We start from the raw sequence: 21,015 nt of genomic DNA, 5'->3' as shown, positions 1-21,015 counted from the left end.
GTTGGTAAAGGGCGCCGGGTTCGAGGCACCCAGTGCTCAACCGGCGTGCCGGGAAAGGGGTTCGGCTCGCTTCGCCCGTGAACGGTGGAAGTCAGGGGCGCCCGGATGGCCGAAACAGCGCGTGGAGTGCGCGATGGGCGCCTCGTTACCGGCTGGTCGCCCGCCGGCCGGCGCTGTCAGACTGGCTCCTGGTTCACGGTGACTGGACGATCGACCGTTCACTGGGGAGGCTGCCGTGCGCGAAGTCAGGGTGTCCGCCGGAGTCGTCGAGTACGAGGAGGCCGGGGCGGGTCCACCGGTCGTCCTGCTCCACGGGCTGCTGATGGACCACACGGTCTGGGACCGGGTCATGCCGCTCCTGCCCGAGGGGTTCAGATATCTGCGCCCCCTCCTGCCGCTGGGGTCCCATCGCCGGCCGATGGACGCGGGCGCAGATCTCACACTGCGCGGACAGGTCCGCCTGCTCGCGGACTTCATGGACGCGCTCGACCTCGACGCGGTCACACTGGTGCACGCCGACTGGGGCGGGTCGCTGTTCCTCACCGCCCACGGCCTGGACCGGCGCGTCGCACGGAAGGTGATCCTCCCGTGCGAGGCGTTCGACAACTTCCCGCCCGGGCTGCCCGGCAAAATGCTCACGGTCGCCAAGCACGTGCCCAGCGGAATGAAGCTGGCGGCCCGTCAGATGCGGATCGCTCCGCTGCGCCGGTTGATGTACGGGCAGATGGTCCGGCGGCCGCTGCCGGACGCCCTCGTCCGGCCCTGGATGGAACCGATCCTCACCGACCCGGCCATCGAACGCGACCTGCTCGCGTACTGCCGCAGCCCGTTCGACAAGCAGGAACTCATCCGTGACACCGAGGCGTTGCGCCGTTTCACCGGCGACGTGCTCGTCCTGTGGTCGCCCGACAACCGCGTGATGCCCGCCGAGCACGGCCGCCGCCTCACGGAACTCCTGCCCGCGGCGCACTACGCCGAGGTGCCGGGCGCGTATGTGCTGTCCATGCTGGACGAGCCGGAGACGGTGGCACGCGAGATCGGCCGCTTCCTCACCTCCCCCGCCGGCTGGTAGGCGCGGCCGACCGGCGAGGCGGGAGCGGGTTCCGGGGCGCCGGTCAGGAGGCCGGACGGCTGTTCCGGCCGGTGGTCAGGGCCGCGCAGGCCACCGCCGTCACCACCCCGGCGGCCAGGACGCCCCGGTGGGACCGCGAGGACATCACGGACCACCGTGACCGCGAGGACAACATGGACCACCCTGACCGCGAGGACAGCAGGGAGCCGGTGCTCAGCCAGGAGCCGACCGAGGCGACCGACAGGGCGCTGCCGACCGAGCCGACGGACAGGAACGATCCCGCCGAGCCGATCGAGAGCACCGAGCCCACCGAACCGATCGACAGTACCGAATCCCGTGACCACAGGGACCATCGTGAGTTTGCGTCATGTTTGGACATCCACCGATGGTAAGGCGCCCGCCTCGACCGGCGTTATGTATTGGGGCCGTTGGGGTTGGCCGGCAGCGGGGGCGTGAAGGCCACCTTGCCGTCCTTGAAGGCCGCCCGGATCTCACGTTTGCCTCCCGACGGGCAGCACATGGGATCCGAGGTCGTGAAGACGGGATAGGAGATGGTGACCGTCTTCCCGTCCTGCTTCACGATCGTGGATTCCGCGGTTCCGGCGGTGTCGTACCCCACGTAGTCGTTCCCCTGGAAGAAGAAGACGCTGACGCAGCGGCCGTCGACGCTTCCCGTACAGGTGCCGTGAATGGCGCGGAAGGGCCCGCGGAGGTTCTTCAGCGCGCCGGGCTCGTCATCGGCCGTGTAGCCCAGGCGCTTGACGCGCAGCGTCGCGGCGGCCGCGTCGAACGGCCCGTCGGCGGCCGCCGTCGGTGAGGGGCGCCCGGCCTGGGGGTCCCACAGGACGACCGACCGGCTCGGGCCCGGTGAACCGGCCGGGTTCCCCGACGACGAGCACGAGGTGGCCGTGGCCACCAGGAGGAGGCACATGGCCGCCACGGCGCCTACCCGCGAGCGCATGCCGTCACCCCCAGCAGGTTGCGCTCCAGGAAGCCGTAGCGCACCGTTCCCATGTCGCCGAGCGCGATGTCGCGCGTGACGCGCGAGCACAGGCTCGTGGCCCAGGCGTCCGGGGACGCCTGTTCGAGGCGGAATCTCACGTCGAGGTCCTTGCCGGTGGTCAGGAGCATTCGCTCGCCGTCGGGTGAAGGGACGACCGCCCGTACCTGGGCGGCCGCGGGGGTGCGGGTCCGGGTGATCAGGCCCTCGGGGCCCCACAGTTCGAAGGCTCCCTCCCGTGTGCTGACCACCCGGGTGGAACGGTCCAGAAAGGCCGTGGTGCGGGAGGGGGCGGCGGGGATGCCGATCAGTTTCCGTCCGGTCGCCACGTCGCGGACCTCCGTCTCCCCGTCCTGGCTGACCAGCATGAGGCGTGTGCCGTCGGCGCTGTACCGCACCGCCCGGTGCCAGTCGAGCAGTGGTGCCGTGAAGCCTGGGACGATCACTTTGACGCGATGTCGTTTCTCCAGGTCCCAGATCTCGACGCCCCGGCGGTCGGGGGTGGTCACAGCGGCCTGTCCGGAGCGGGGGTGCACGGCCAAAGTCGTCGAGTAGTCGCGCCGGTCGACGGGGGCGTTGCCCGTGAAGAGCAGCGGACGCCCGATCTCCGCGCCGGTCGTGGTGTCCCAGCGGGAGACCACGCCACCCGCCAGCGCCGTCAGACGGCCCCGCACGTCGAATCCCATGCCCGAGATCTCCACCGCGCGCGGTGGAGGATCGGCGGGCACGTCGACGCGCAGCTGACGGAGCACATGGAGTCCCGGCACGCTGTAGAGCGTCACCGTCGGATCCTCCACGTCGCTCACGGCGAGGACCTTCTCCGCGGGATCGAAGACCGCGTATCCCGGAACTCCGCCCTTCGACGCGCCGCCCGTGGCGATGCGGCGCCCGGTCGCCGGATCCCACAGCGTGACCGCGCCGCCGTCCAAGCCCTCCGTGACCAGATAGCGGCCCGTCGGGGAGAACTGGACCGCTTCCGCGTCGCCCTGCTTGCCCTCGGGGTGCGAACCGCTGGTCCAGTCGACCGTGCCGAGGGAGTCCGGCGCCGGGGCGGTCATGACCAGGGTCTCCGTGCCCCGGGCGCGGACGATCCTCCGGCTGCCGTTGGACAGGACGTACCGGGTGTAGCGGCCGCCCGAGGCCCCGTCCTCGTCGAACCGCGTCAACTCGCGGCCGGTGCGGGCGTCGTGGACGGTGACCGTGCCGTTCCGCCGTACCAGCACCACCTGGTCGGACACGCCGGCCGGCTCGCTGGTGGTGTCGCACGGGATGGTGCGGGCGAGGCGCGGGTCGGTCGTGCCGTCGGCCGGGTCCGTCAGGTGCCATCGGCCGTCCACGCACTGGGCGACGACCGGGTGGAGGCCGCTGAGGAAGGACACCACGGGGGACCCCGGCCCCTCGGCCGGACCCTTCTTCGGCACGACGCGGCCGCTGCGCGCGTCCCACACGTGGTAGCCGTCCCCGATATGGGAGGCCACGACGTGCTCACCGCTCGCGTCGAAGGCGAACTCCCTGGCCTCCCCGTAGGTCCCGGTGGGCGCCCGCAGCGTCACCGCGGGTGCCGTGGGTCGGTCGAGGTCCCACACCTGGGCCGTGTCGTCCGCCGGCGGGTGCGACACGAGCCGGTGGCCCGTGCGGTCGAAGCGCAACTGGTCGGGTCGTTGGTCCGTGCTGGAGGTACTCGCGGCGCCGCGCAGGGTCAGCAGCGTCCTGCGCTCGCGGACGTCCCACACCCCGATGTGATTGCCGTCGCCCCCGAGCGCGAGCCGTGTGCCGTCGGGGCTCACCGCCACGGCCGAGACGTTGTCCATGTCCACCAGCCGCGAGATGCCGCCCGATGCCGCCACGCGCCAGACGGTGAGCCGGCCGGCGCCGGTGCGTACGGCGATGACCTGCCCCGAGTCGTCGAGCGCCGTCTCGGCGACCGTCCCGGTCGCGGGCAGCACCGCGTCGTAGCGGGCGTCGGACAGATAGCGGTCGAAGAGGTTGTCGCGGGCCTGCTGGGTGGTGGCCGTTCGCCAGGCGGCGACGGACAGCAGGGCCGAGGTCTCCAGCCGGGGGCCGGCCTGGCGTTGCGCCTCCTGTACGAGCCCGGCCGAGAGTTCGGCCGCTTTGCTGTCGCGTACGGAGACGAGCCCGGCGCCGGTGAGGCCCGCCATCGCCGTGAGGACGGCCGTCCCCGCGAGGGCCGCGCGGAACCGGCGGCGGCGCCGCCATTCCGCGCCCGCCCGGATGTACGCGCGCTCGGCCTCGGGGACGTCGTCCTGCCGGTCGTGCAGACGCCGTTGGGCCTCGCTCAGCTCCGAGCCGCGCATCAGCAGCGCCCGGTCGTGCCCGCTGAGCTCCCAGCGGCTCATCCGGGCCCGGAGGTGCTCCTGCCAGGTGCGGAAGTCCCGGTCGGCGTCGACCCAGTCCCGCAGGGTGGGCCAGTGCTCCAGGACCGCCTCGTGGGCGAGGGCGACCGTCTCCACACCGTCGGAGGCGTGGTCGAGGTGGACGAGCCGCTGGGTGGCCAGGAGCTGGGCGGCTTCCCAGCACGCGGGGGGCAGTTCGGGGCGGCGCGCGGCGCGGCCGGTGTCGACGGGGTTGTCGGCGCCGCCGTCGCCCGGGCGGACGAGCTGGACGAACAGCCGCCGCACCTCGTCCCGCAGGTCGCCCAGCCGCTCCTTGACGGCCCGTTCCGCGTGCGTGGCGAGGGCCCCGGCGACCCGGCCGGTCTCCTCGTAGGCCGCGTGGGTCAGCACCCCGTGGACCCGGCGCTCCCACAGGAGGGTGAGGGCGAACTCCAGGAGGGGCAGGGCCCCGGGGCTGCTCCCGGTGTCCGCCAGCAGGCGCTCCGCAAGCCGGTCCTCGAACCGCACGGCGCCGTGGAAGGAGTCGACCGGGGCCAGCACCACCTCGCGCAACTGCTCACCGGACAGCTTGTTGACGAAGAAGGCCGACATGTCGCACACGCGCTCGAGTACCGGGAACCGGCGCATGGCCTTGAGGAAGTCCAGCCGCAGGGTGAACACGAGGCGGACGAGCGGGCCGCCGTCCGCGGTGCGCCACTCGGTCATCCGGAGGGCGTGCTCGACCAGCGCGTCCGCCTCGTCCGAAGGGCAGCGGAAGAGCACTTCGAACTGGTCGATGAAGAGGAGGAGTTGTGACGTTCCTGAGCGGCCGACCGCCTCCGTGACCAGGGGGGCCGCCGCTCCGTCCCGTAACCGCCGCGCCAGCCGGTCCAGGCGCTCCCCCACGTCGCCCGGGGCCTTCTCCTCGCCGGGGAGGGCGTCGAGCAGCGGCAGCAGGGCCGAGGCCAGCATGTGCTCGGCGCGCACGGCCGGTTCGGGGACCAGCGTCACCGCGCTGTAGTCGCCGCGCCGGCGCAGCGCGGGCAGGATCCCGGCCTGGACGAGCGAGGACTTGCCGACCCCGGACACCCCGACCACCGGGACGACCCCGGACGTGGTGACCGCCTCGGTCAGCTCCTCGATCTGGAGGGAGCGCCCGAAGTAGTACGCCGCGTCCCGCTCCCGGAAGGGCATGAGTCCTCGGAAGGGAGAGTCCGGCGAGGCGTGGCGGGCGAGCTCCGGGTGGGCTTCGAGGAGCGTGTCGAGGGTGATGGCGTAGGCCGCCCGGCCCACGAACCGCCGGTCGGTGGCGACGACCATGCCGACCACGCCCTTGAGCCGGTCGTCCCACAGGGGCGTGCCGCTGAAGCCCTGGAGGATCTCGCAGGCGCCGGTGCTCTCGATCTGCACCCAGCCCCGGCCGCGCTCGTCGACGATCGTGCCGTGCGACCACACCCCTTCGTCGTCGCCGGCGGGAAAGCCGAAGGCCGCGAAGGGGTGGTCCCGCACCGTGTCGACGTCCAGCAGCCGCATGGGCTCCGCCCCGGCGGGCGGGTCCTCGGCGAGGGTCAGGACGGCGATGTCCCCGGTGCCGTCGTCGGCGACCGGGATGTGCCGCGCCAGGGACGCGGTCCGCCGGGGGACCGGCCGGCCGGCGAGCGGGAAGTCCAGCTCGACGGCGAGCCCCGGGGGCAGGGCCACGGACTCGGGCTCCCCCGCGATCGACGATATGACGTGTCCGCAGGTCAACACGGTGCGCGGGGCGGCCAGGAAGCCCGCGCCCAGCGGGGCGCCGTGCGACCACAGCCGGGCGATGCCGGGGTTCGGCACGGGTCCGGGCATGGGGTGGTTCTCTTTCTCCTCGCTCCGGTCAGCCGGCCACGGCCGCCGCGCCGTTGGCGGTCGTGCCGTTGGCGGCTGTTCCGTTGGCCGCCGCGCCGGTGGCGATCGTGCCGTTGGCGGTGACCGCCCTGGTGACCGGCGGTGCGTCAGGGCGTTGTCCGTCCCACTCCAGGGTGAGTGTCAAGGACGCCTCGCCCGCGGTCTTGGCGAGGAAGACGCCGGTCTCCCCCGAGAGCTTCAGCCCCAGCTCAAGGGTGATCTTGTTCGGCTGGCGGGGGAAGTCGGTGAGCCTGCCGACGACGGCGTGCGCGGCCTCCCGCACACTGTCCAGCCCCCGCTCCAGGGTCTCCGCGGCCTGCGCGACGGCCCCGCCGCGGGCGACCCTGACGACCGCCTGGGGATCCTCGTCGATCTCGACGAGCACGGATCCGCCGCTCTCGAGTGGCACTCTCAGTAAGTTGGGCACCGGCCGCTCCCCCTTCGTCGCTCCGCCGATCGGAACGTGCGGGCACTTTAGCGAGCGGCGGTGCGCGGGAGTTGGTGTTCGTCGAAGCCTCACCCGTCAGGGCGCTGCGAGTGGTAGGAGGTGCCGCGCGGCTCGCGCGTGCGGGCGAGGAAGATGCCGAGAAGGACGACGAGGAGGCCGATGCCCAGTTTGACCGCCACGCTCCACAGCGTCTCGCGCATGTGCGCGTCGTTCCGGTTCGCGTAGATGTAGCCGACGACCACGCCGAGGAGGACGAGCGCGACGGCGGCCAGCCTCAGGCCCAGCCGCCGCGCGTCCCGGGTCAGCAGCGCGGCCGCCGACCAGCCCGCCAGCAGGAGGAACACCCCGGCGAGGGCGAAGGCCACGGGAAGGCCGGGGACGAACAGGGACACGGCCAGCAGGACGCCGCCGGTGACCACCGCGAGGTCCACCGCGCGGCGGCCGAACCTGCCCGGACGGGTGAGGAAGCGGACCATGGCCCACACCGCGAGGGTGTAGCCGCGCAGGGCGCCGAGCACCGCGCCGACGGCCTTGGGGCGGGGCGCGCCGACGGCGCTCGCCGCGACGGCGGCGCTGTGCGCGGCGGTCTCGGCGAACAGGTCGCCGCCCGCCTCCTGGGTGATCCGCTGGCCGCCGATGGCCCGCGCGCTCTCCCACAGCCGCCACAGCGTCTCCGCCCGCATCGGCCGGCCTGCCTCGCCGGACGTCTCCGCGTCGTACTGGGCGAGCCATCGTGTGCTGTCCTCGGGACGGCCGTCGCCTTCCGTGCGGACCGCGTCCGCCAGCAGGTGGAGTTCCTGTCTGAGGATGCCCGTCTGGAGGGCGTGGGTGACCGCCTCCACGCAGAGGCCGAACCGGGGGTCGTCGGCGGGGCCGCGGCCGGCGGGTGTCGGCGCGGGACGGACGGGAACGATCTGTTCCGTCACCAGGCCCCGGCACGCGGAGTCGTAGCGCTCCTGCCAGGTCTGCTCCAGCCATGCCCGGTCGGCCGGGTCGCGCGCGTCGACGGCACAGTCGTGCAGCGCGTCCATGAGCCGGCGGGTCGCGTCGGCGGCGTCGGTGTCCGTCGCCCAGACCTGCCGCAGCCGCTCCGCCGACATCAGCGTGCGCGTCAGATGGACGGCACCGTCCATGCGTCCGTGGATCCAGTCGTTGACGCGCCAGGAGGCGCGGTAGAAAGCGCCGAAGTGGTGCAGTTGTCTGCCCGTGAGCAGGCCGGGGTCACGGGAGGAGACCTGGACCAGTTCGACTTCCTGCTCCACTTCGCGCTGGCTGCCGCCGTAGGCCTGTTGGACGACTTCCAGGCGGAGCATGCGCTCCAGGACGTCCTGGGTGGTGGAGTGGAGCAGGTAGTCGGTGAGCGCCTTGAGGTGGGTGCGTTCGGTTCCGTCGGGGTCGACGACGGACTCCTCGGCCGGGTCCCCGGGCCCGGCCTCGGATCCGGCCCCGGCCCCGGCTCCGGCTCCGGCGATGCGGGAGAGGGCGTCCTTGCAGCTCAGGAGAGCGTCGGCGAGGGCGGTCGCCTGGCCGTACCGCCGCGCGTGCTGTGCCGCGTAGTCCTCCGCGCCGGCGTCCGGCGGTCCGTCCCGTTCGGTGAGGGCCTGGTGGAGCCAGTCGTCGAGGCGGCGGGTGGCGGCCGCCGTCGCCTTGCCGAGCCCGTCGTACGTGCCGGGTGGCAGGTCGGCGCCGGCGCCGGTCCAGTGGTCGGCCAGTGTGCGCCAGTCCGCCTCGATCTCCTCGCAGACGGTGCTCGCCCGGCGGCGTGCCTCGATGACGGCGTGCCGTTCCCGCGAGCCCATGGGTGCCAGCCAGACGGCCCGTCTGAGGACGTCGACGACGATGTCGCGCAGTCCCTGGACGGTGCTCTGTCCCCAGTCCCAGTCGGCGCCGGTGCGGCCGGTGGCCTCGTCGACGGAGTCCCCCCGGGGAATGAACGACTCCGGTCGCGCGCGCCGGTCGCGCAGGACCGTGCGAAGGCGGTCGGCGATCTCCCGTTCGCTCCACCGGCCGGCCGTCCCGTCGGGCTGCCCGGCGGCCAGCCATCGGCCGATGGTGTCGGCGGCGTGCTGGATCCGTGTCTCCAGGTAGCCCTCCCATGCCGCTTCCGAGAGCTGTCGCGCCGCGCCGGTCAGGGCGTACGCGAACCGGGCCCGGGCCCGGCGCCGGTTCCGGGTGTCCTCGTTGCGGGCCTGGATCTCGGTCAGTTCGCGTGAGACCGAGTCGGTCGAGCGCAGCCGTGTCAGGACGCCGAGGAGGACGTCGGGGGCGCGCGGGGGCGGCATCACGGCGGGTGCGGCGGCGGGAGCCGCGGCGGGTGCCGGGGCGGGAGCGGGCGGTGGTGCTTCCGATGGGTCGGGCACGACGTAGGCGAGGAGCCGGCGGACCTGCGACTGCGCGGTCTGCCGGTAGACGGCCTCAAGGGCGGGGCGGATGGGTTTGTTGAGCAGGATCCCGCCGTCGACGACGTACTGCGGGACGCGGAAGTTCGCGCGCCCGGCCGTCGAGGGCCAGGGGCCCTCGGCCGCTCCCCCGTCGACGTCCACCCACTGCGGGGCGAACGCGGCGGGGAAGGAGGAGGTGCAGCGTGCCGCGACGGCGAGCCGGTCGACGACACCGTCGTCCTGGAGGCAGGCGACGGGGTCCGTGACTCCGGCTCGCGAGGTGAACCGGAAGCGGGCGTCGTGGTCGACTTCGGTGATGCGCACGCCCGTGTCGTCGCAGAAGGTGCTCTGCCGGCCGTGCCAGAGGGTGCCGGTGAGGATGAGCTCGACGGGCTGTCGCCCGGTCCCGCCGTCGTCGGCGCCGGCCTTGGGCGGAGAGGTGGCGACGTCGCGGAGGGCGTTGCGGAGCTCGTCGAGGAAGTAGTCCCCTCTGAGGAGGGAGGCGGGCCGCTGTCGGAGCGGGTTCTGCAGCAGTTTGCCGAGCGCGCCCTTGTCCCGCCACAGGCCGCACAGGGGCGTGATGTCCTTCTCACGGGCGAGGCCGAGTGCGAGGAAGGCGCCGTTGAGCCCACCGGCGGAGGTTCCGGCGATGACGTCCACGCGCGCGTCGGCGCACAGCAGGTCGAGCAGCGGCCGGTAGACCGGCTCGTCCCAGCGGCGGGCCATCGCGAGGTGGTGCAGCTCGACGGCGACCCCGCCGATCCAGACGGCCAGGCTCACCCCGCCGTTCATGACCACGGCCAGCCGGATGTCCTGCCGGTCGATGCCGTCGATGCCGTCGATGCCGTCGATCTCATCGATGCCGTCGGTATCCGCCACTTCCGTTCCGCTCCCTGCCGCTCGGTCGGCCGCCGCCTCCGTCAGCTGACCACGGCGCCTCGCGGATCGCCCGTACGTCGGCCGTGTCGCACAGGCACCGCACCCGCACGGCTGGTCGTCATACGGTTTCCGGCGTGCCCGGAGTGGGCGCCGCCAGCGCCTGGGCCTCCGCGTAGGACAAGGTGGTGAGGTCCGTGGGCCGGCCGTCGCGGATCGCGGTGGCGGTGGCCACGGCGGCCGTCAGGGCCCGGCGGTAGAGCAGCGAGCCCAGGCTGACCCTGCGCACGCCCAGCCCGGCCAGGTCGGCGAGCGTGGGGCCGGTGGGCGTGTAGAGGATGTTCAGCGGGACGGTCAGGGTCGCCGTCAGGGCGCCGATGCCGTCCGGGTCCGACAGTCCCGATACGAACACACCGTCGGCTCCGGCCTGTTCGTAGACCGCGAGGCGTGCCGCGGTCTCGTCCTCCTGGCGGCCGAGCCAGTGGGTGTCGGTGCGGGCGTTCACGAAGAGCGCGGGTGCGGCGGCCTTGACGGCGGCGATCTTCGCGGCGTGCAGCCCGGCGGGGGCGAGGGTGCCGTCCGGGCGGCCGTCCTCCAGGTTGATGCCCGCGGCTCCCACCGCGTACAGGGTCCGGGCCAGCTCGGCCACGTCCCGCGGGTCGTCGCTGAAGCCCCCTTCGGCGTCCACGGAGAGCAGGAAGGAGCCCTGTCCGAGCCGGAGGGCCAGCGCCAGGGTCGCTTCGGCGGTGGCGGCCGCCCCGTCCGGCAGGCCGGCGGCCGCTGCCACGCCGAGGCTGGTGGTGCCGATCGCCGGGAAGCCCTGCGCCGCCAGTGCGGCCGCGGAGGCGTGGTCCCAGGCGTTGGGCAACAGCAGCGGGGCCGGCTGGTGGTGCAGACGGGCGAAGGCGGTCAGCGGGCGCTCGCGCAGGCCGTCCACCAGGGCGGACGCCTGGAGCAGCAGTCCGATGCGGTCGGCGGCGGCTTCCATGCCTGCTTCGTCTGCATCATCTGCTTCATCCGCTGTGTTCGTCGCACCCGGCGCCGCCCGTGCCACCAGCCAGGCCACCGCCTGGTCGGCGGCCTCGTCGGCGGCCTCGTCCGCGGGCGCGCCGAAGTAGGGACCGGACACCGTGATCACCGCCTTCGCGACCGCATCGGGCTCCGGCATTCCCATGGCTTCGGCGAGGGTGCGCACCACCCGGGTCCGGAGGTCGCCGCCGGGCTCCGCCGCCACCGCCCGCCGTAGTGCGGCGGGCTCCAGCCGGGCCAGTTCGGCCTCCACCAGGGCCCGACGCCGGCGATGCGCACCACCGGAGCCGGAGCGGGCCACGGCGGCGCGCAGCCAGGCGACGCTCGACCCGGCCGGCCCGGTGTCGGCGGCCGGCGGCTCCGGGACGAGCGCCGGGTCGGCGAGGGCCACCCGGATGTCGGCGTAGCGGTCGAACGCATGCGTCGTCGTACGGGTCGGTCCCGTCGTATCGGTCATGGCCCCGACGCTAGGGCCGGAACGGTTCGGCGCCGCCCGAACCGTTCCTGCGGCATCCTGACGTCATGATCCCGCTCGCCGAGACCGCCGCTCTGTTCGCCGACCGCACCCGGGCCGCCTTCTGCCAGGCCCTTCTCGACGGCCGCGCCTGGACGGCGGGCGAACTCGCCACGTACGCGGGGGTGCGCCCCTCCACCGCCAGCGAGCAGATCTCCCGCCTCATCGCGGGCGGTGTGCTGACCGAGGAGCGCCAGGGCCGGCATCGCTACGTCCGCCTGTCCGGCCCGGAGACGGCCGGCCTGATCGAGGCCCTCAGCTCGTACGCGCCGGACGGCGGGGCCGTCCCGGGCGCCACCGGCCCGCGGAACCTGCGGGAGTCGGTGCGGCTGAGCGCCGAGGCCCGGGCCCGCACCTGTTACGACCATCTGGCGGGGCGGCTCGGTGTGGCCCTGGCGGACGCGATGGTCGCCCGGGGCCTGGTCACGGCCGGCTCCGGGGTCTCCGTCACCCCGGAGGGCCGGGCGTGGCTCGCCGACGCCCTGCGCTTCGAGCAGCCTTCGGGCACCCGGCGGCCCCTCGTGCGCAGTTGCCTTGACTGGACGGAGCGGCGCCCCCACCTCGCCGGAGCGCTGGGCGCGGCCCTGTGCGCCACCGCGCTGGAACGGCGGTGGGTGCGGCGGGTCGGCTCGGGGCGCGCCGTGAAGGTGACGCCGGAAGGGACGGATGCCTTCCGGGAGTTGCTGGGGGCGAGCGTCTAGCGTCGCACGCCGCCTTCCGGTCACGGCCCGGCTCCGGCTCGCCCGGCGACGACCGCCACGGTGGTGTAGCGCGTCGTGAAGCCGCCGCCCATCGCGTCGATCGCGGCCCCGACGGCCTCCAGCACCTCGGCCAGCTTGTCCGGCGGTAGCCGGGTGAAGGCGCCCTGAGTGGGCATCATGTCCAGCCAGGCGTCACGGGTGTAGGACCGCTCCCAGGCGAACCGCCACCGCTCCGGGGCACCGAACGCGCCGGTGTCCCGGATCGCGTCGGTGGCCCTGTCGAGAATCGGCTGATAGCCGCCACGGGCACTCCGCGCTCCTTGCCGGAAGTCGAACGGCGCGTCGGGCACGGCCCGTTGGGCGGCTTCCGCGATCGCTTCGGCGACGGCGGGCGGGAGCTCGGGAACGTTCCAGAACAGCGCCAGCCGGCCGCCGGGCCGCAGGACGCGCGCCGCCTTGGCCGCCCCCGCGACCGGGTCGATCCAGTGCCAGGTCTGGCCGGCGACGACCGCGTCGAACTCCCGGCCGGCGGGGTCCCAGTCCTCGAACGTCGCAACGTCGACCGCTCCCCCGAACCGCCGTGCCACGGCGGCCATGCGTGCGTCGGGTTCCACGCCGAGCACCGCGCAACCGGCCTCCTGGAACTGCCGGGCCACGATGCCGGTGCCGCAGCCGACGTCGAGGACATCGGGGCCGGGGCTCTCGGCGGCGATCCGCTCCACCATGGCCTGGGGATAGCGGGGCCGGGTGCGGTCGTAGCGTTCGGCGTCCGCGCCGAACGACTCGGCCATGAGCCGGTGTTGATGGGAGTCGCTCCCGGAAGAACGTATAGTGGGCATGCGCCCACTATGAGAGGGCACATGCCCACTCGTCAACGGACAGAGACAGACAACAGACAGAGGAGAACCCACGGCATGCCGACAGGGGTGGCCATACGCGACGCGCGACAACAGCTGTTCGACGCGGCCGAGCGCATCCTGCTGCGGGACGGGCCGAACGCGCTGACCAGCCGGGCGGTCACCGCCGAGGCCGGCTGCGCCAAGGGAGTCCTGCACCGGCACTTCGCCGACTTCGATGACTTCCTCGCGGAGCTCGTGCTCGACCGCATCGCCCGGATGGGCGGTCAGGCCGACGTCCTGCGCGCGTCCGCCGGAACGGGCACGGTCACCGGAAACCTCGCCGACGTGCTGACGGAGCTGTTCGAGTCGGTCGCGGTGGCGATCGTCGCCCTGGTCACCTTCCGGGACGAGCTGCGCGCCCGGCTGCGCCGGGCCGGATCGGCCGGTGTCCCGCTGCTCACGGAGGCCGTGGCCATGGTCGCCGCGTATCTGGAGGCCGAGCGCGAAGCGGGACGCGTCGCGGCCGACGCCGACGTCGGGACGCTCGCTCCCACGCTGATCGGCGCCGCGCACCTGCTGTTCGCGGACCGGGGCGGCGCACCGCCGGATCCGGAGGCCGTCCGCAGGACCGTGGCCGCGGTCGTGGCGGGCGCCGTACGGGAACCGCGATGACGAACGGGATGACGAACGGCCCGGCAGCGGTTTCCTGCCGGGCCGTCCCTCCCGCAAGTGGGCGGCGGGTCAGTTCACGGTGCGGGCGGCCGCCGAGCCGAAGCCGAGCCAGGTGTGCCGGTTGCCCGCCCAGCACCAGCCGGCCTTCGGCGCGTCGCGCCGCTCCCGGCCGTCCCGCCCGGTCCCGTTGCTGATCCACAGGGCGGGGGTGCGCGCGTCCAGCCGCCCGTCGGCCTTCCGCAGACGGGAGCCGATGGTCATGAAGCAGCGGCCCCGTTCCAGTGCCGCCGGCTGCTGGATCACCCAGTGGACGCCCTCCGCGAGGAGCAGAGGAGTGCGGTGTTCCTCGACGATGGCGGGCAGTGCCTCGTCGGGGCTCCAGTTCGCCATGTGGTCGCCGCGGTCGAGGCCCTCCAGTACGTAGACCGGTGCGTCGGGTACGTGAACGCCCTCGATGGGCGAGAAGAGATCGATGTCGGGCATGTCCTCCACGACGAAGCCGGGCTTCTCCTTGTGCCGGAGGAACGGCACCAGAGCCGATGCCGGGACCCGGTCCGGGTGGATCACGATCAGGCCTTCGCGGGCCGCCGCCGCGGCGGCCGTGGAGCGCAGCTCGTCGGCGTGGAATCCGGCGAGCCGGTGCACTCCGAGTTCGATCAGGCGCTCCGCCTGATCGTTGATGGAGGGCAGAGCGGGCAGAACGGGCAGGGCGGTTGTCATTCGACTCCCTGGGACAGCGAGAATCAGCAACGTATCGGCCCGGCAACGCGGCGAACCGGGGAATAATTCCCTACTCGTCACTGGTCCCTACTGCTCCGGCCGGTCCGCCGTGACGAGGTAGTAGTCGAGGACCCGCTGCTCGTAGGCCCGCAGGAAGTTCCGCGGCCAGGTCCCTTCGGCCCACTCCCTGCCCAGCCACAGGTCCCAGCCGGGCCAGACGTGCGGTCCGATGGACTCGGTGCGTACCCCCGTGAGCCCGGCCGTCGTGAACGCCTCCGCGAGGTCGGTCACCGGCCGCGCGATGTCCAGGCCGTTGGCGTAGGAGTCGAGCAGCCCCGCCAGCTCCCCGGGCCGTCCCGGCGCGTCGTCCACGGTGAAGAAGCTCGCCACGGCCACCCGGCCGCCCGGTCGCAGCACCCGTGCCGTCTCGGCCGCGAAGGCGGTGAGATCCGGGAAGTGCTGCGCGGCCTCCACGCTGACGACCGTGCCGAACTCGCCGTCCTCGAAGGGCATCCGCTCCGCGGCTCCTTGTACGAACCTCAGCCGTCCCGGCTCCCGTCCCAGCAGCTCGGCGTGCGCGCCGCGCGCCCGTTCCAGTTGCTGCGGGTGGATGTCCATGCCGGTGACGGCGGCCGGCCCGTATTCGCTCAGGGCCAGCGCGCACCCCATCCCCAGCCCGCAGCCCACTTCCAGGACGTCCAGGTCCCCCAGCGGCCCGGCGGAGTCCAGGACGTGCCGGTAGAGGTCCTCCTGGCTGCGGATCCGTTCCGTCACGCCGAGCGGTACGGCCAGGTCGATGCCGCGCCAGTAGCCGAAGTTGATGAACCCTCCGGCGAAGATCGTCTCCTTGCCGAGATCCGCGGGACCGTATGTCTCCCGCACCACGGAACGCATCATGGGACCGGACTGCTGAGAACCGTCTGCCACGTAGTGACACCTCCTGGAACCGCCCGCCGTCACACCGGCACCTCATGGCCCGGCACCATGGTGGCATTCCCGAGGGTGCTGCAGCAGACACATGTCTCCCCCGGGCCCGGAAAATCGCGATGCGTACGAAGACTTCCTTCGGTACGGTCACCGGCATGATCTTCAGTGCCGCCCAGAACTGGTTCCTCAAGCCCCGCAGCGCCGCCTAGCGGCGGGCTGTGACCCACATTCCGACAGCTTCGCCGCACTCCGGTTCCCCGCCGGTGCGGTGCTCGACGCTGCCCGGCTCCGACGACGACTCACACCGCGGAGCACGATTCATGAACGACCGGAACCATCACGAGGACCTGCGCGACCTCCTCCCTCCCGCCCGCCCGACCCTGGCGGCCGCCCCCGTCGAACTCACCCGGTGGGTCACCCGGCACGCCTCCCGGCTGGCCGGCCTCGGCCCCGGGGCGGACCCGGGGGCACCGCTCGACGACCTGGAGCCGCTGCGCGAACTCGTCGGCGACGCCCGTGTGGTGGCCCTGGGCGAGAGCTCCCACCAGATCCGCGAGTTCGGCCTGCTGCGCCACCGCGTCCTGCGCTTCCTCGTCGAGGAACTGGGCTTCACCGCCCACGCCATGGAGTACGGCGCCGCCGAGGGCCGCGCCGTGGACGCCTGGGTCCAGGGCGGGCCGGGTGACATCGACGACCTCCTGGCCCCCGGGGGCGGCGCGTGCCGGGGCCTCGGCATGCCCGTCGAGTGCCGCGACACTCTACGGTGGCTGCGCCACCACAACGCCGGTGCCGCGCGGCCGGTCCGCTTCGTCGGCTGCGACATCCCGACGGCGGGCGGATCGCTCGCGCCCGTACTGGAACCGGTGGCCGGCTACCTGACCACCGTGGACCCCGGTGCGCTGCGCTTCCTGCGCACCGCGCTGGAGATCTCCGAACCGATCGCGGGCGGCACGGTCATGGTGCCCGCCTACGCCAGGCTCGACCTGGCCCCGGCGGAGCAGGACCGGCTCACCACCGCGCTCGCCCGGCTGCTGGGCCGCTTCAGGGACCTGCGCGAGATCTACACCGAGCGCGGCGGCCGCGCGGCGTACGAGACCGCGCTGTCGGACGTCCGCGCGGCGGTGACGACCGACATGGCCCAGCGCGCCATGGCCGAGGCGCTCGCGGGCACCCCCGACGGCCTGTCCTTCGCCGTCCGGGAACGCTATCTGGCCGACACACTGCTCGAGTTCCTGGCCCGGTCGGAGCCCGGCGTCCGTGTCGTCCTCGCCGGACACAACGCGCACATCCAGCGTTCGGCCAACCCTGCCGACGGCCCCCTCGCGGTGACGACCATGGGCCACCTGCTCTCCAGGGCGCTCGGCGCGGACTACGTCCCCATCGCGCTGACCGGCAACGGCGGTGACACGGTGGAGAACGTGCCGGACCGCGACCACCCGCTCGGGATGCGCTGGGGCCGGGCCGCGACCCCGGAGGCCGCGCCGGACAGCGTCGAGGCCCTGTTCGCGGGCGTGCCCGGGGAACCGGCCCTGGTGGACGCGCGGGCGCTGCGCGCGTACGCGCGTCGCCACGGGCTGCCGGAGCCGGTCCGTACCCGGCTGGACACCGCGTACTTGGAGATGCCCGTCCTGGAGGCGTTCGACGGGATCGTCTGCGTCCCGGACACCGGGCTGAGCGCCGACACGCCGCAGTAGCAGCAGAGGAGGACGACGATGACGGGCGGGCGGGCACCACCCCCGTGGGAACCCGCCCGCCGCAGGACGTACGCGGGCCGGTCCGCGCGCTTCACACGGATGCCGGGAGCGCGAACCGCACGTCGGTCAGCCGCTCCGACAGCTCCCACAGCCGGCGGCCGGTGTCGGGATCGGCGGCGGCCGCGGACAGCCGTACGCTCGTCGGTTTGCCGCGCAGTTCGGCCGGACCGTCGGGGCCGATGAACTGCCCGCCCACCACGCTCGCGTCGGTCGCGGCGTACAGCTGCGGCAACGCGCCACGGGCGGGCCTCTGGGCGAGGAGCGGGTTGCCGATGCGGCCGAAGACCAGCCGCCACAGGCCGACGGGTGCGCTCATCTGCAGGTTGGTGGCCGTGTATCCGGGGTGCGCGAGCACACTGCGCACCGGGCTGCCGGCGGCGGTGAGCCGCTGGTGGAGCTCCCATCCGAAGACGGCGTTGGCGAACTTCGACTGGTTGTAGAAGCCCATGGGCGAGTAGCGGCGCTCGCCCGTGAGGTCGTCGAAGTACATACGGCCCTTGCGGTGGTTGACCGAGCTCACCGTGACCACACGGGGGGCGTCCCCGGCGGTCAGCAGGTCGAGGAGCAGTCCGGTGAGGGCGAAGTGGCCGAGATGGTTGCAGGCGAACTGGAGCTCGTGCCCCTGTGCGCTCAGCGTCCGGGGCGGTGCCATCACGCCGGCATTGTTGATGAGAACGTCGATTTTCGCGTGGTCGGCGTGCATACGGTCGGCGAAGGACCGGACGGAGTCGAGGTCGGCCAGGTCGAGATGGCGTACTTCCAGGCTGGCGTCCGGCTGTCCGGCCACGATGTCCTCGGCCGCGCGGCGGCCTCTGTCCTCGTCGCGGACGGCGAGGACGACGTGCGCGCCCTGGCGGGCGAGCGCCCGGGTGGTGGCCAGGCCGAGGCCGCTGTTGGCCCCGGTGACGACGAACACCCGCTGAGTGCGGTCCGGGACCGGGATCTGTTCGGTGGTCCAGTGCTGTAGCCCTGTCATGCGGCACACATTGCCCCTCGTGTCACCGAGTGTCAAGCAGGTACCCTGGTGCCACTCATGGCATGGCGCTACGATGACCCCGTGAGCTCCCGCCCCGAAGTCACCATGGCCCAGCGCAAACGCCAGCTCGTCGCCGACGAGCTGACCGAAGCGGCGCTCCAACTGCTCGCCCTCAAGGGCTTCGACACCGTCACCATCGACGAGATCGCGGCGACGGCCGGCGTCTCCAAGCGGACCTTCTTCCGGTACTTCGCCTCCAAGGAAGACGTCGTCGTCCAGTTCCTCGCCGACATGGGCACGGACATGCGCACGGAGCTCGCGGCCCGCCCCGCCGAGGAACCCCCGTCCGTGGCACTGCGGCACGCCGTCTGGGTCGCCATGGCGGCCTGCGCCGACGACGCCGACCACTCCGGCAGAGCGCTGCGCGTGGTCCAGCTGATCCTGCGCACCCCCGCCCTGTACGCACGCTTCCTGGAACGCCAGGCCCAGTGGCGCACCGACCTCGCCGCGGAACTGGCGCACCGCCGGCAGCTCTCCCCCGCGACCGGCCTCTACCCGCTCATGGCCGCCGGGATGGCGCTCACCGCCTTCGACGTCGTACTGCACCGGTGGAGCGACAGCGACGGCGCCGAGGACCCGGCGGGGCTGATCGACGAGGCCTTCGCCGCGATCGCCCCGGCGCTGGACGCGGGCGGTTCGTAGCCACGGAAGACACAGGAACCGCAAAGGGTTCTTCGCAAAGAACCCTTTGCGAAGAACCCTTTGCGAAGAACCCTTTGCGGTCTATCGTGGCGCGGTATGACCGACTCGAGCGAGCGACATGACCCGGGCAGCGAGGCGGCCGCAGCCGTCCTGGACGCGAAGGGCCTGCGCGCCATGGCCCATCCCGTACGGGTGCGGCTGGTCGGGCTGTTACGGAAGCACGGCCCCTCGACGGCGACGCGGCTCGCGGAGCGACTCGGCGTCAATTCCGGTACGGCCAGCTACCACCTGCGACAGCTCGGCGCGGCGGGTTTCGTGGAGGAGGACACCGAACGCGGGAACGCTCGGGAACGTTGGTGGCGTTCGGTGCATCACTCGACGTGGTTCAACGTATCGGAGTTGGTCGATCAGGAGCCCGAGGCCGCGCTGACCTACGTGCGGTCCGTGGCCGCCACGTACACCCATCGCGCCCAGCACGCGGTCAACGAGCTCGCCACGATGCCCCGTTCCTGGCGGGACGTCTTCGACATGAGTGACTGGACCCTGCGCCTCACGCCAGAAGAGGCCGCCGCCCTCAACGAGGAACTGAGGGCTGTCATCACCCGCTACCGGCAGGACGCGCCGGAGGGAGCGACCGAGCCGCCCGAGGGCGCCGGGCGGGTCTCCGTGATCATGCATGTCCTGCCCGATCCCGGCGAACCCGCGTCGGCCGAGCCCCGCACCGGGGCCCCCGCTCCTGAGGCGGCGGGGCCGGACGCGTCGTGACCGCGCATACCTCCACAGAGGCCTTAGCCGAGGGCCGCGCACCCGGCAGACGGTCCTTACGGCCGCTCGGCGGCGTGCTGGCGGCGATGGCGGTGTCGTCGACCGGCACCCGGATATCGGCCGTCGCGCTCCCCTGGTTCGTGCTCGTCACCACCGGCAGCACGACGCGCACGGGCCTGGTGGCCTTCTGCGAAATGGTCCCCTACGTCCTGGTCAAGGCCCTTACCGGGCCGCTGGTGGACCGTGCCGGTCCACGGTCCGTTTCCTGGGTGAGCGATGTGGTCAGCGCGATCGCCGTCGGCATGGTCCCGCTGCTCCATTCCCTCCACGCGCTTTCCTTCTGGCTCCTCCTCGTTCTCGTCGCCGTGGTCGGCACGGCCCGGGGGCCCGGTGACCTGGCCAAGGAGGTCATGGTTCCGGAGGCGGCCGAACGGGCTTCGATTCCGCTGGAACGGGCCGCCGGCCTGGCCGGTGTGACCGAACGACTCGCGTCCACGGTCGGTCCGGCGATCGGGAGTTCGGCTGTGGCGTTCTTCGGCCCGCTCACTGCCCTGACCGCCAACGCGCTGTGCTTCGTGCTCGGATCGGCCGTCGTCATGCTGACGCTGCCCCGGCGGGGTCACGCGTCCCCGGCACCTTCCCTTTCCGCCCGTCCGGCGGACTCCGGCTACTGGCGCCGGTTCGGCGACGGCTTCCGCTTCCTGCGCACGGAACCGCTGTTCCTCATCGTCGTCGTCACGATCTGCGTCACCAACTTCCTGGACGCGGCGCTCACCACGTTGCTCATACCCACATGGGCCAGGGAGTCCGGCAACGGTCCCTCGGCGATAGGCCTGACCAGCAGCGTGCTGGGGTTCGCGGCGGTGGGTGGAAGCCTGATCGCCGCGGCGGCGGTGCACCGGATGCGGCGCCGGGTGGTGTTCTTCGCCGGATTTCTGCTCGCCGGCGCACCGAGGTTTCTGGTCCTCGCGGCGGACGTGCCGATGTGGGCGGTGCCGACGGTGTTCGCCGTGAGCGGCTTCGGCGTGGGCTTCCTCAATCCGATCCTGGGCGCGATCACCTTCGAGCGAGTGCCGCGTCCACTGCTGGGCCGGGTCACCGCACTGGCCGACGCGCTGGCATGGGCCGGCATCCCCCTGGGCGGCCTCGTCGCCGGAGCGGCGGTGACGTCCTTCGGCCTCACGGCGGTACTGCTGGCAGGCGGAGCGGCGCACTTCCTCACGACGGCCCTGAGCGCACTGCGGCCGGAGTGGCGCGGCATGGACACCCCGCGAGGGCGAGAGGCCCTGAAGACTTGAGCCCCTCCCCCTCGCTCCTTACGCTCGTATACGGGAGCACTCGTCGGCAGCCCGGTCCCACCCGGCGCACGATGCCGCCCGACTGGCGCCTCCGTCGCTCGTCGATGCCTATGACGTGGGAGCTTCC

General features: G+C 72.9%; 17 protein-coding genes. 7 read left to right on the top strand and 10 right to left on the bottom strand.

Going from position 1 to position 21,015, the window contains the following annotated elements; all coding sequences use genetic code 11:
• Positions 1-235 precede the first annotated feature (235 nt).
• The gene (locus tag ACFYZR_RS25560) at positions 236-1,072 is read left to right on the top strand and encodes an alpha/beta fold hydrolase (RefSeq protein ID WP_391914111.1); all 837 of its coding nucleotides are present in this window, start codon (positions 236-238) and stop codon (positions 1,070-1,072) included.
• A gap of 43 nt (positions 1,073-1,115) precedes the next feature.
• On the opposite strand, the gene ACFYZR_RS25555 is transcribed toward ACFYZR_RS25560, so the two are convergent.
• The 6 genes from ACFYZR_RS25555 to ACFYZR_RS25530 all read right to left on the bottom strand — a co-directional run bounded on the left by ACFYZR_RS25555 (position 1,116) and on the right by ACFYZR_RS25530 (position 11,477).
• Positions 1,116-1,451: a hypothetical protein gene (locus ACFYZR_RS25555; RefSeq protein ID WP_391914109.1), complete on the bottom strand. Its 336-nt coding sequence runs from the start codon at positions 1,449-1,451 to the stop codon at positions 1,116-1,118.
• A gap of 33 nt (positions 1,452-1,484) precedes the next feature.
• The gene (locus tag ACFYZR_RS25550; protein WP_391914107.1) at positions 1,485-2,033 is read right to left on the bottom strand and encodes an LppP/LprE family lipoprotein; all 549 of its coding nucleotides are present in this window, start codon (positions 2,031-2,033) and stop codon (positions 1,485-1,487) included.
• Positions 2,018-6,247, bottom strand: coding sequence for a hypothetical protein (locus ACFYZR_RS25545; RefSeq protein ID WP_391914105.1), 4,230 nt, complete (start codon positions 6,245-6,247; stop codon positions 2,018-2,020). The genes ACFYZR_RS25550 and ACFYZR_RS25545 overlap by 16 nt, the downstream gene beginning before the upstream one ends.
• Positions 6,248-6,275: 28 nt before the next feature.
• Positions 6,276-6,695 (bottom strand): CU044_2847 family protein, encoded by a 420-nt coding sequence (locus tag ACFYZR_RS25540; protein WP_391914103.1) that lies wholly within the window; start codon positions 6,693-6,695, stop codon positions 6,276-6,278.
• A 107-nt stretch (positions 6,696-6,802) separates the two neighbouring features.
• Positions 6,803-9,994, bottom strand: a complete 3,192-nt coding sequence (locus ACFYZR_RS25535) for a patatin-like protein (protein WP_391914101.1) — start codon at positions 9,992-9,994, stop codon at positions 6,803-6,805.
• Positions 9,995-10,112: 118 nt separating this feature from the next.
• On the bottom strand, positions 10,113-11,477 hold the full coding sequence (locus ACFYZR_RS25530; protein WP_391914099.1) for an isocitrate lyase/phosphoenolpyruvate mutase family protein: 1,365 nt from the start codon (positions 11,475-11,477) through the stop codon (positions 10,113-10,115).
• A gap of 65 nt (positions 11,478-11,542) precedes the next feature.
• On the opposite strand from ACFYZR_RS25530, the gene ACFYZR_RS25525 reads away from it, so the two are divergent.
• Positions 11,543-12,235, top strand: coding sequence for an ArsR/SmtB family transcription factor (locus ACFYZR_RS25525; protein WP_391914097.1), 693 nt, complete (start codon positions 11,543-11,545; stop codon positions 12,233-12,235).
• 20 nt (positions 12,236-12,255) lie between these two features.
• Here ACFYZR_RS25525 and ACFYZR_RS25520 read toward each other — a convergent pair whose 3' ends face one another.
• On the bottom strand, positions 12,256-13,026 hold the full coding sequence (locus ACFYZR_RS25520; RefSeq protein WP_391914095.1) for a class I SAM-dependent methyltransferase: 771 nt from the start codon (positions 13,024-13,026) through the stop codon (positions 12,256-12,258).
• Between the two features lie 123 nt (positions 13,027-13,149).
• On the opposite strand from ACFYZR_RS25520, the gene ACFYZR_RS25515 reads away from it, so the two are divergent.
• Positions 13,150-13,746, top strand: coding sequence for a TetR/AcrR family transcriptional regulator (locus tag ACFYZR_RS25515; protein WP_391914093.1), 597 nt, complete (start codon positions 13,150-13,152; stop codon positions 13,744-13,746).
• Positions 13,747-13,815: 69 nt separating this feature from the next.
• Here the strand turns inward: ACFYZR_RS25515 and ACFYZR_RS25510 are convergent, their stop codons facing one another.
• A complete protein-coding gene (locus tag ACFYZR_RS25510; protein ID WP_391914091.1) occupies positions 13,816-14,466 on the bottom strand; it encodes a DUF5701 family protein in 651 nt (216 codons plus the stop codon).
• An 87-nt stretch (positions 14,467-14,553) separates the two neighbouring features.
• Positions 14,554-15,393, bottom strand: a complete 840-nt coding sequence (locus ACFYZR_RS25505) for a class I SAM-dependent methyltransferase (protein WP_391914089.1) — start codon at positions 15,391-15,393, stop codon at positions 14,554-14,556.
• Positions 15,394-15,713: 320 nt separating this feature from the next.
• Here ACFYZR_RS25505 and ACFYZR_RS25500 point away from each other — a divergent pair, with 320 nt between their 5' ends.
• Positions 15,714-17,087, top strand: coding sequence for an erythromycin esterase family protein (locus ACFYZR_RS25500; protein ID WP_391914087.1), 1,374 nt, complete (start codon positions 15,714-15,716; stop codon positions 17,085-17,087).
• Positions 17,088-17,178: 91 nt separating this feature from the next.
• Here the strand turns inward: ACFYZR_RS25500 and ACFYZR_RS25495 are convergent, their stop codons facing one another.
• Positions 17,179-18,123: an oxidoreductase gene (locus ACFYZR_RS25495; RefSeq protein ID WP_391914085.1), complete on the bottom strand. Its 945-nt coding sequence runs from the start codon at positions 18,121-18,123 to the stop codon at positions 17,179-17,181.
• 57 nt (positions 18,124-18,180) lie between these two features.
• Between ACFYZR_RS25495 and ACFYZR_RS25490 the strand changes: the two genes are divergently transcribed.
• From ACFYZR_RS25490 to ACFYZR_RS25480, 3 genes are all read left to right on the top strand, one after another.
• Complete coding sequence (locus tag ACFYZR_RS25490; protein WP_391914083.1) at positions 18,181-18,825, top strand: TetR family transcriptional regulator; 645 nt, start codon at positions 18,181-18,183, stop codon at positions 18,823-18,825.
• 96 nt (positions 18,826-18,921) lie between these two features.
• Positions 18,922-19,590, top strand: a complete 669-nt coding sequence (locus tag ACFYZR_RS25485) for an ArsR/SmtB family transcription factor (protein ID WP_391914081.1) — start codon at positions 18,922-18,924, stop codon at positions 19,588-19,590.
• Positions 19,587-20,888, top strand: coding sequence for an MFS transporter (locus ACFYZR_RS25480; protein WP_391914079.1), 1,302 nt, complete (start codon positions 19,587-19,589; stop codon positions 20,886-20,888). The genes ACFYZR_RS25485 and ACFYZR_RS25480 overlap by 4 nt, the downstream gene beginning before the upstream one ends.
• The last annotated feature ends 127 nt before the right edge of the window (positions 20,889-21,015 follow it).

Source organism: Streptomyces sp. NPDC001678 (assembly GCF_042892945.1).
Lineage (GTDB): Bacteria > Actinomycetota > Actinomycetes > Streptomycetales > Streptomycetaceae > Streptomyces.
This window is presented reverse-complemented; position numbering and strand designations above follow the sequence as displayed.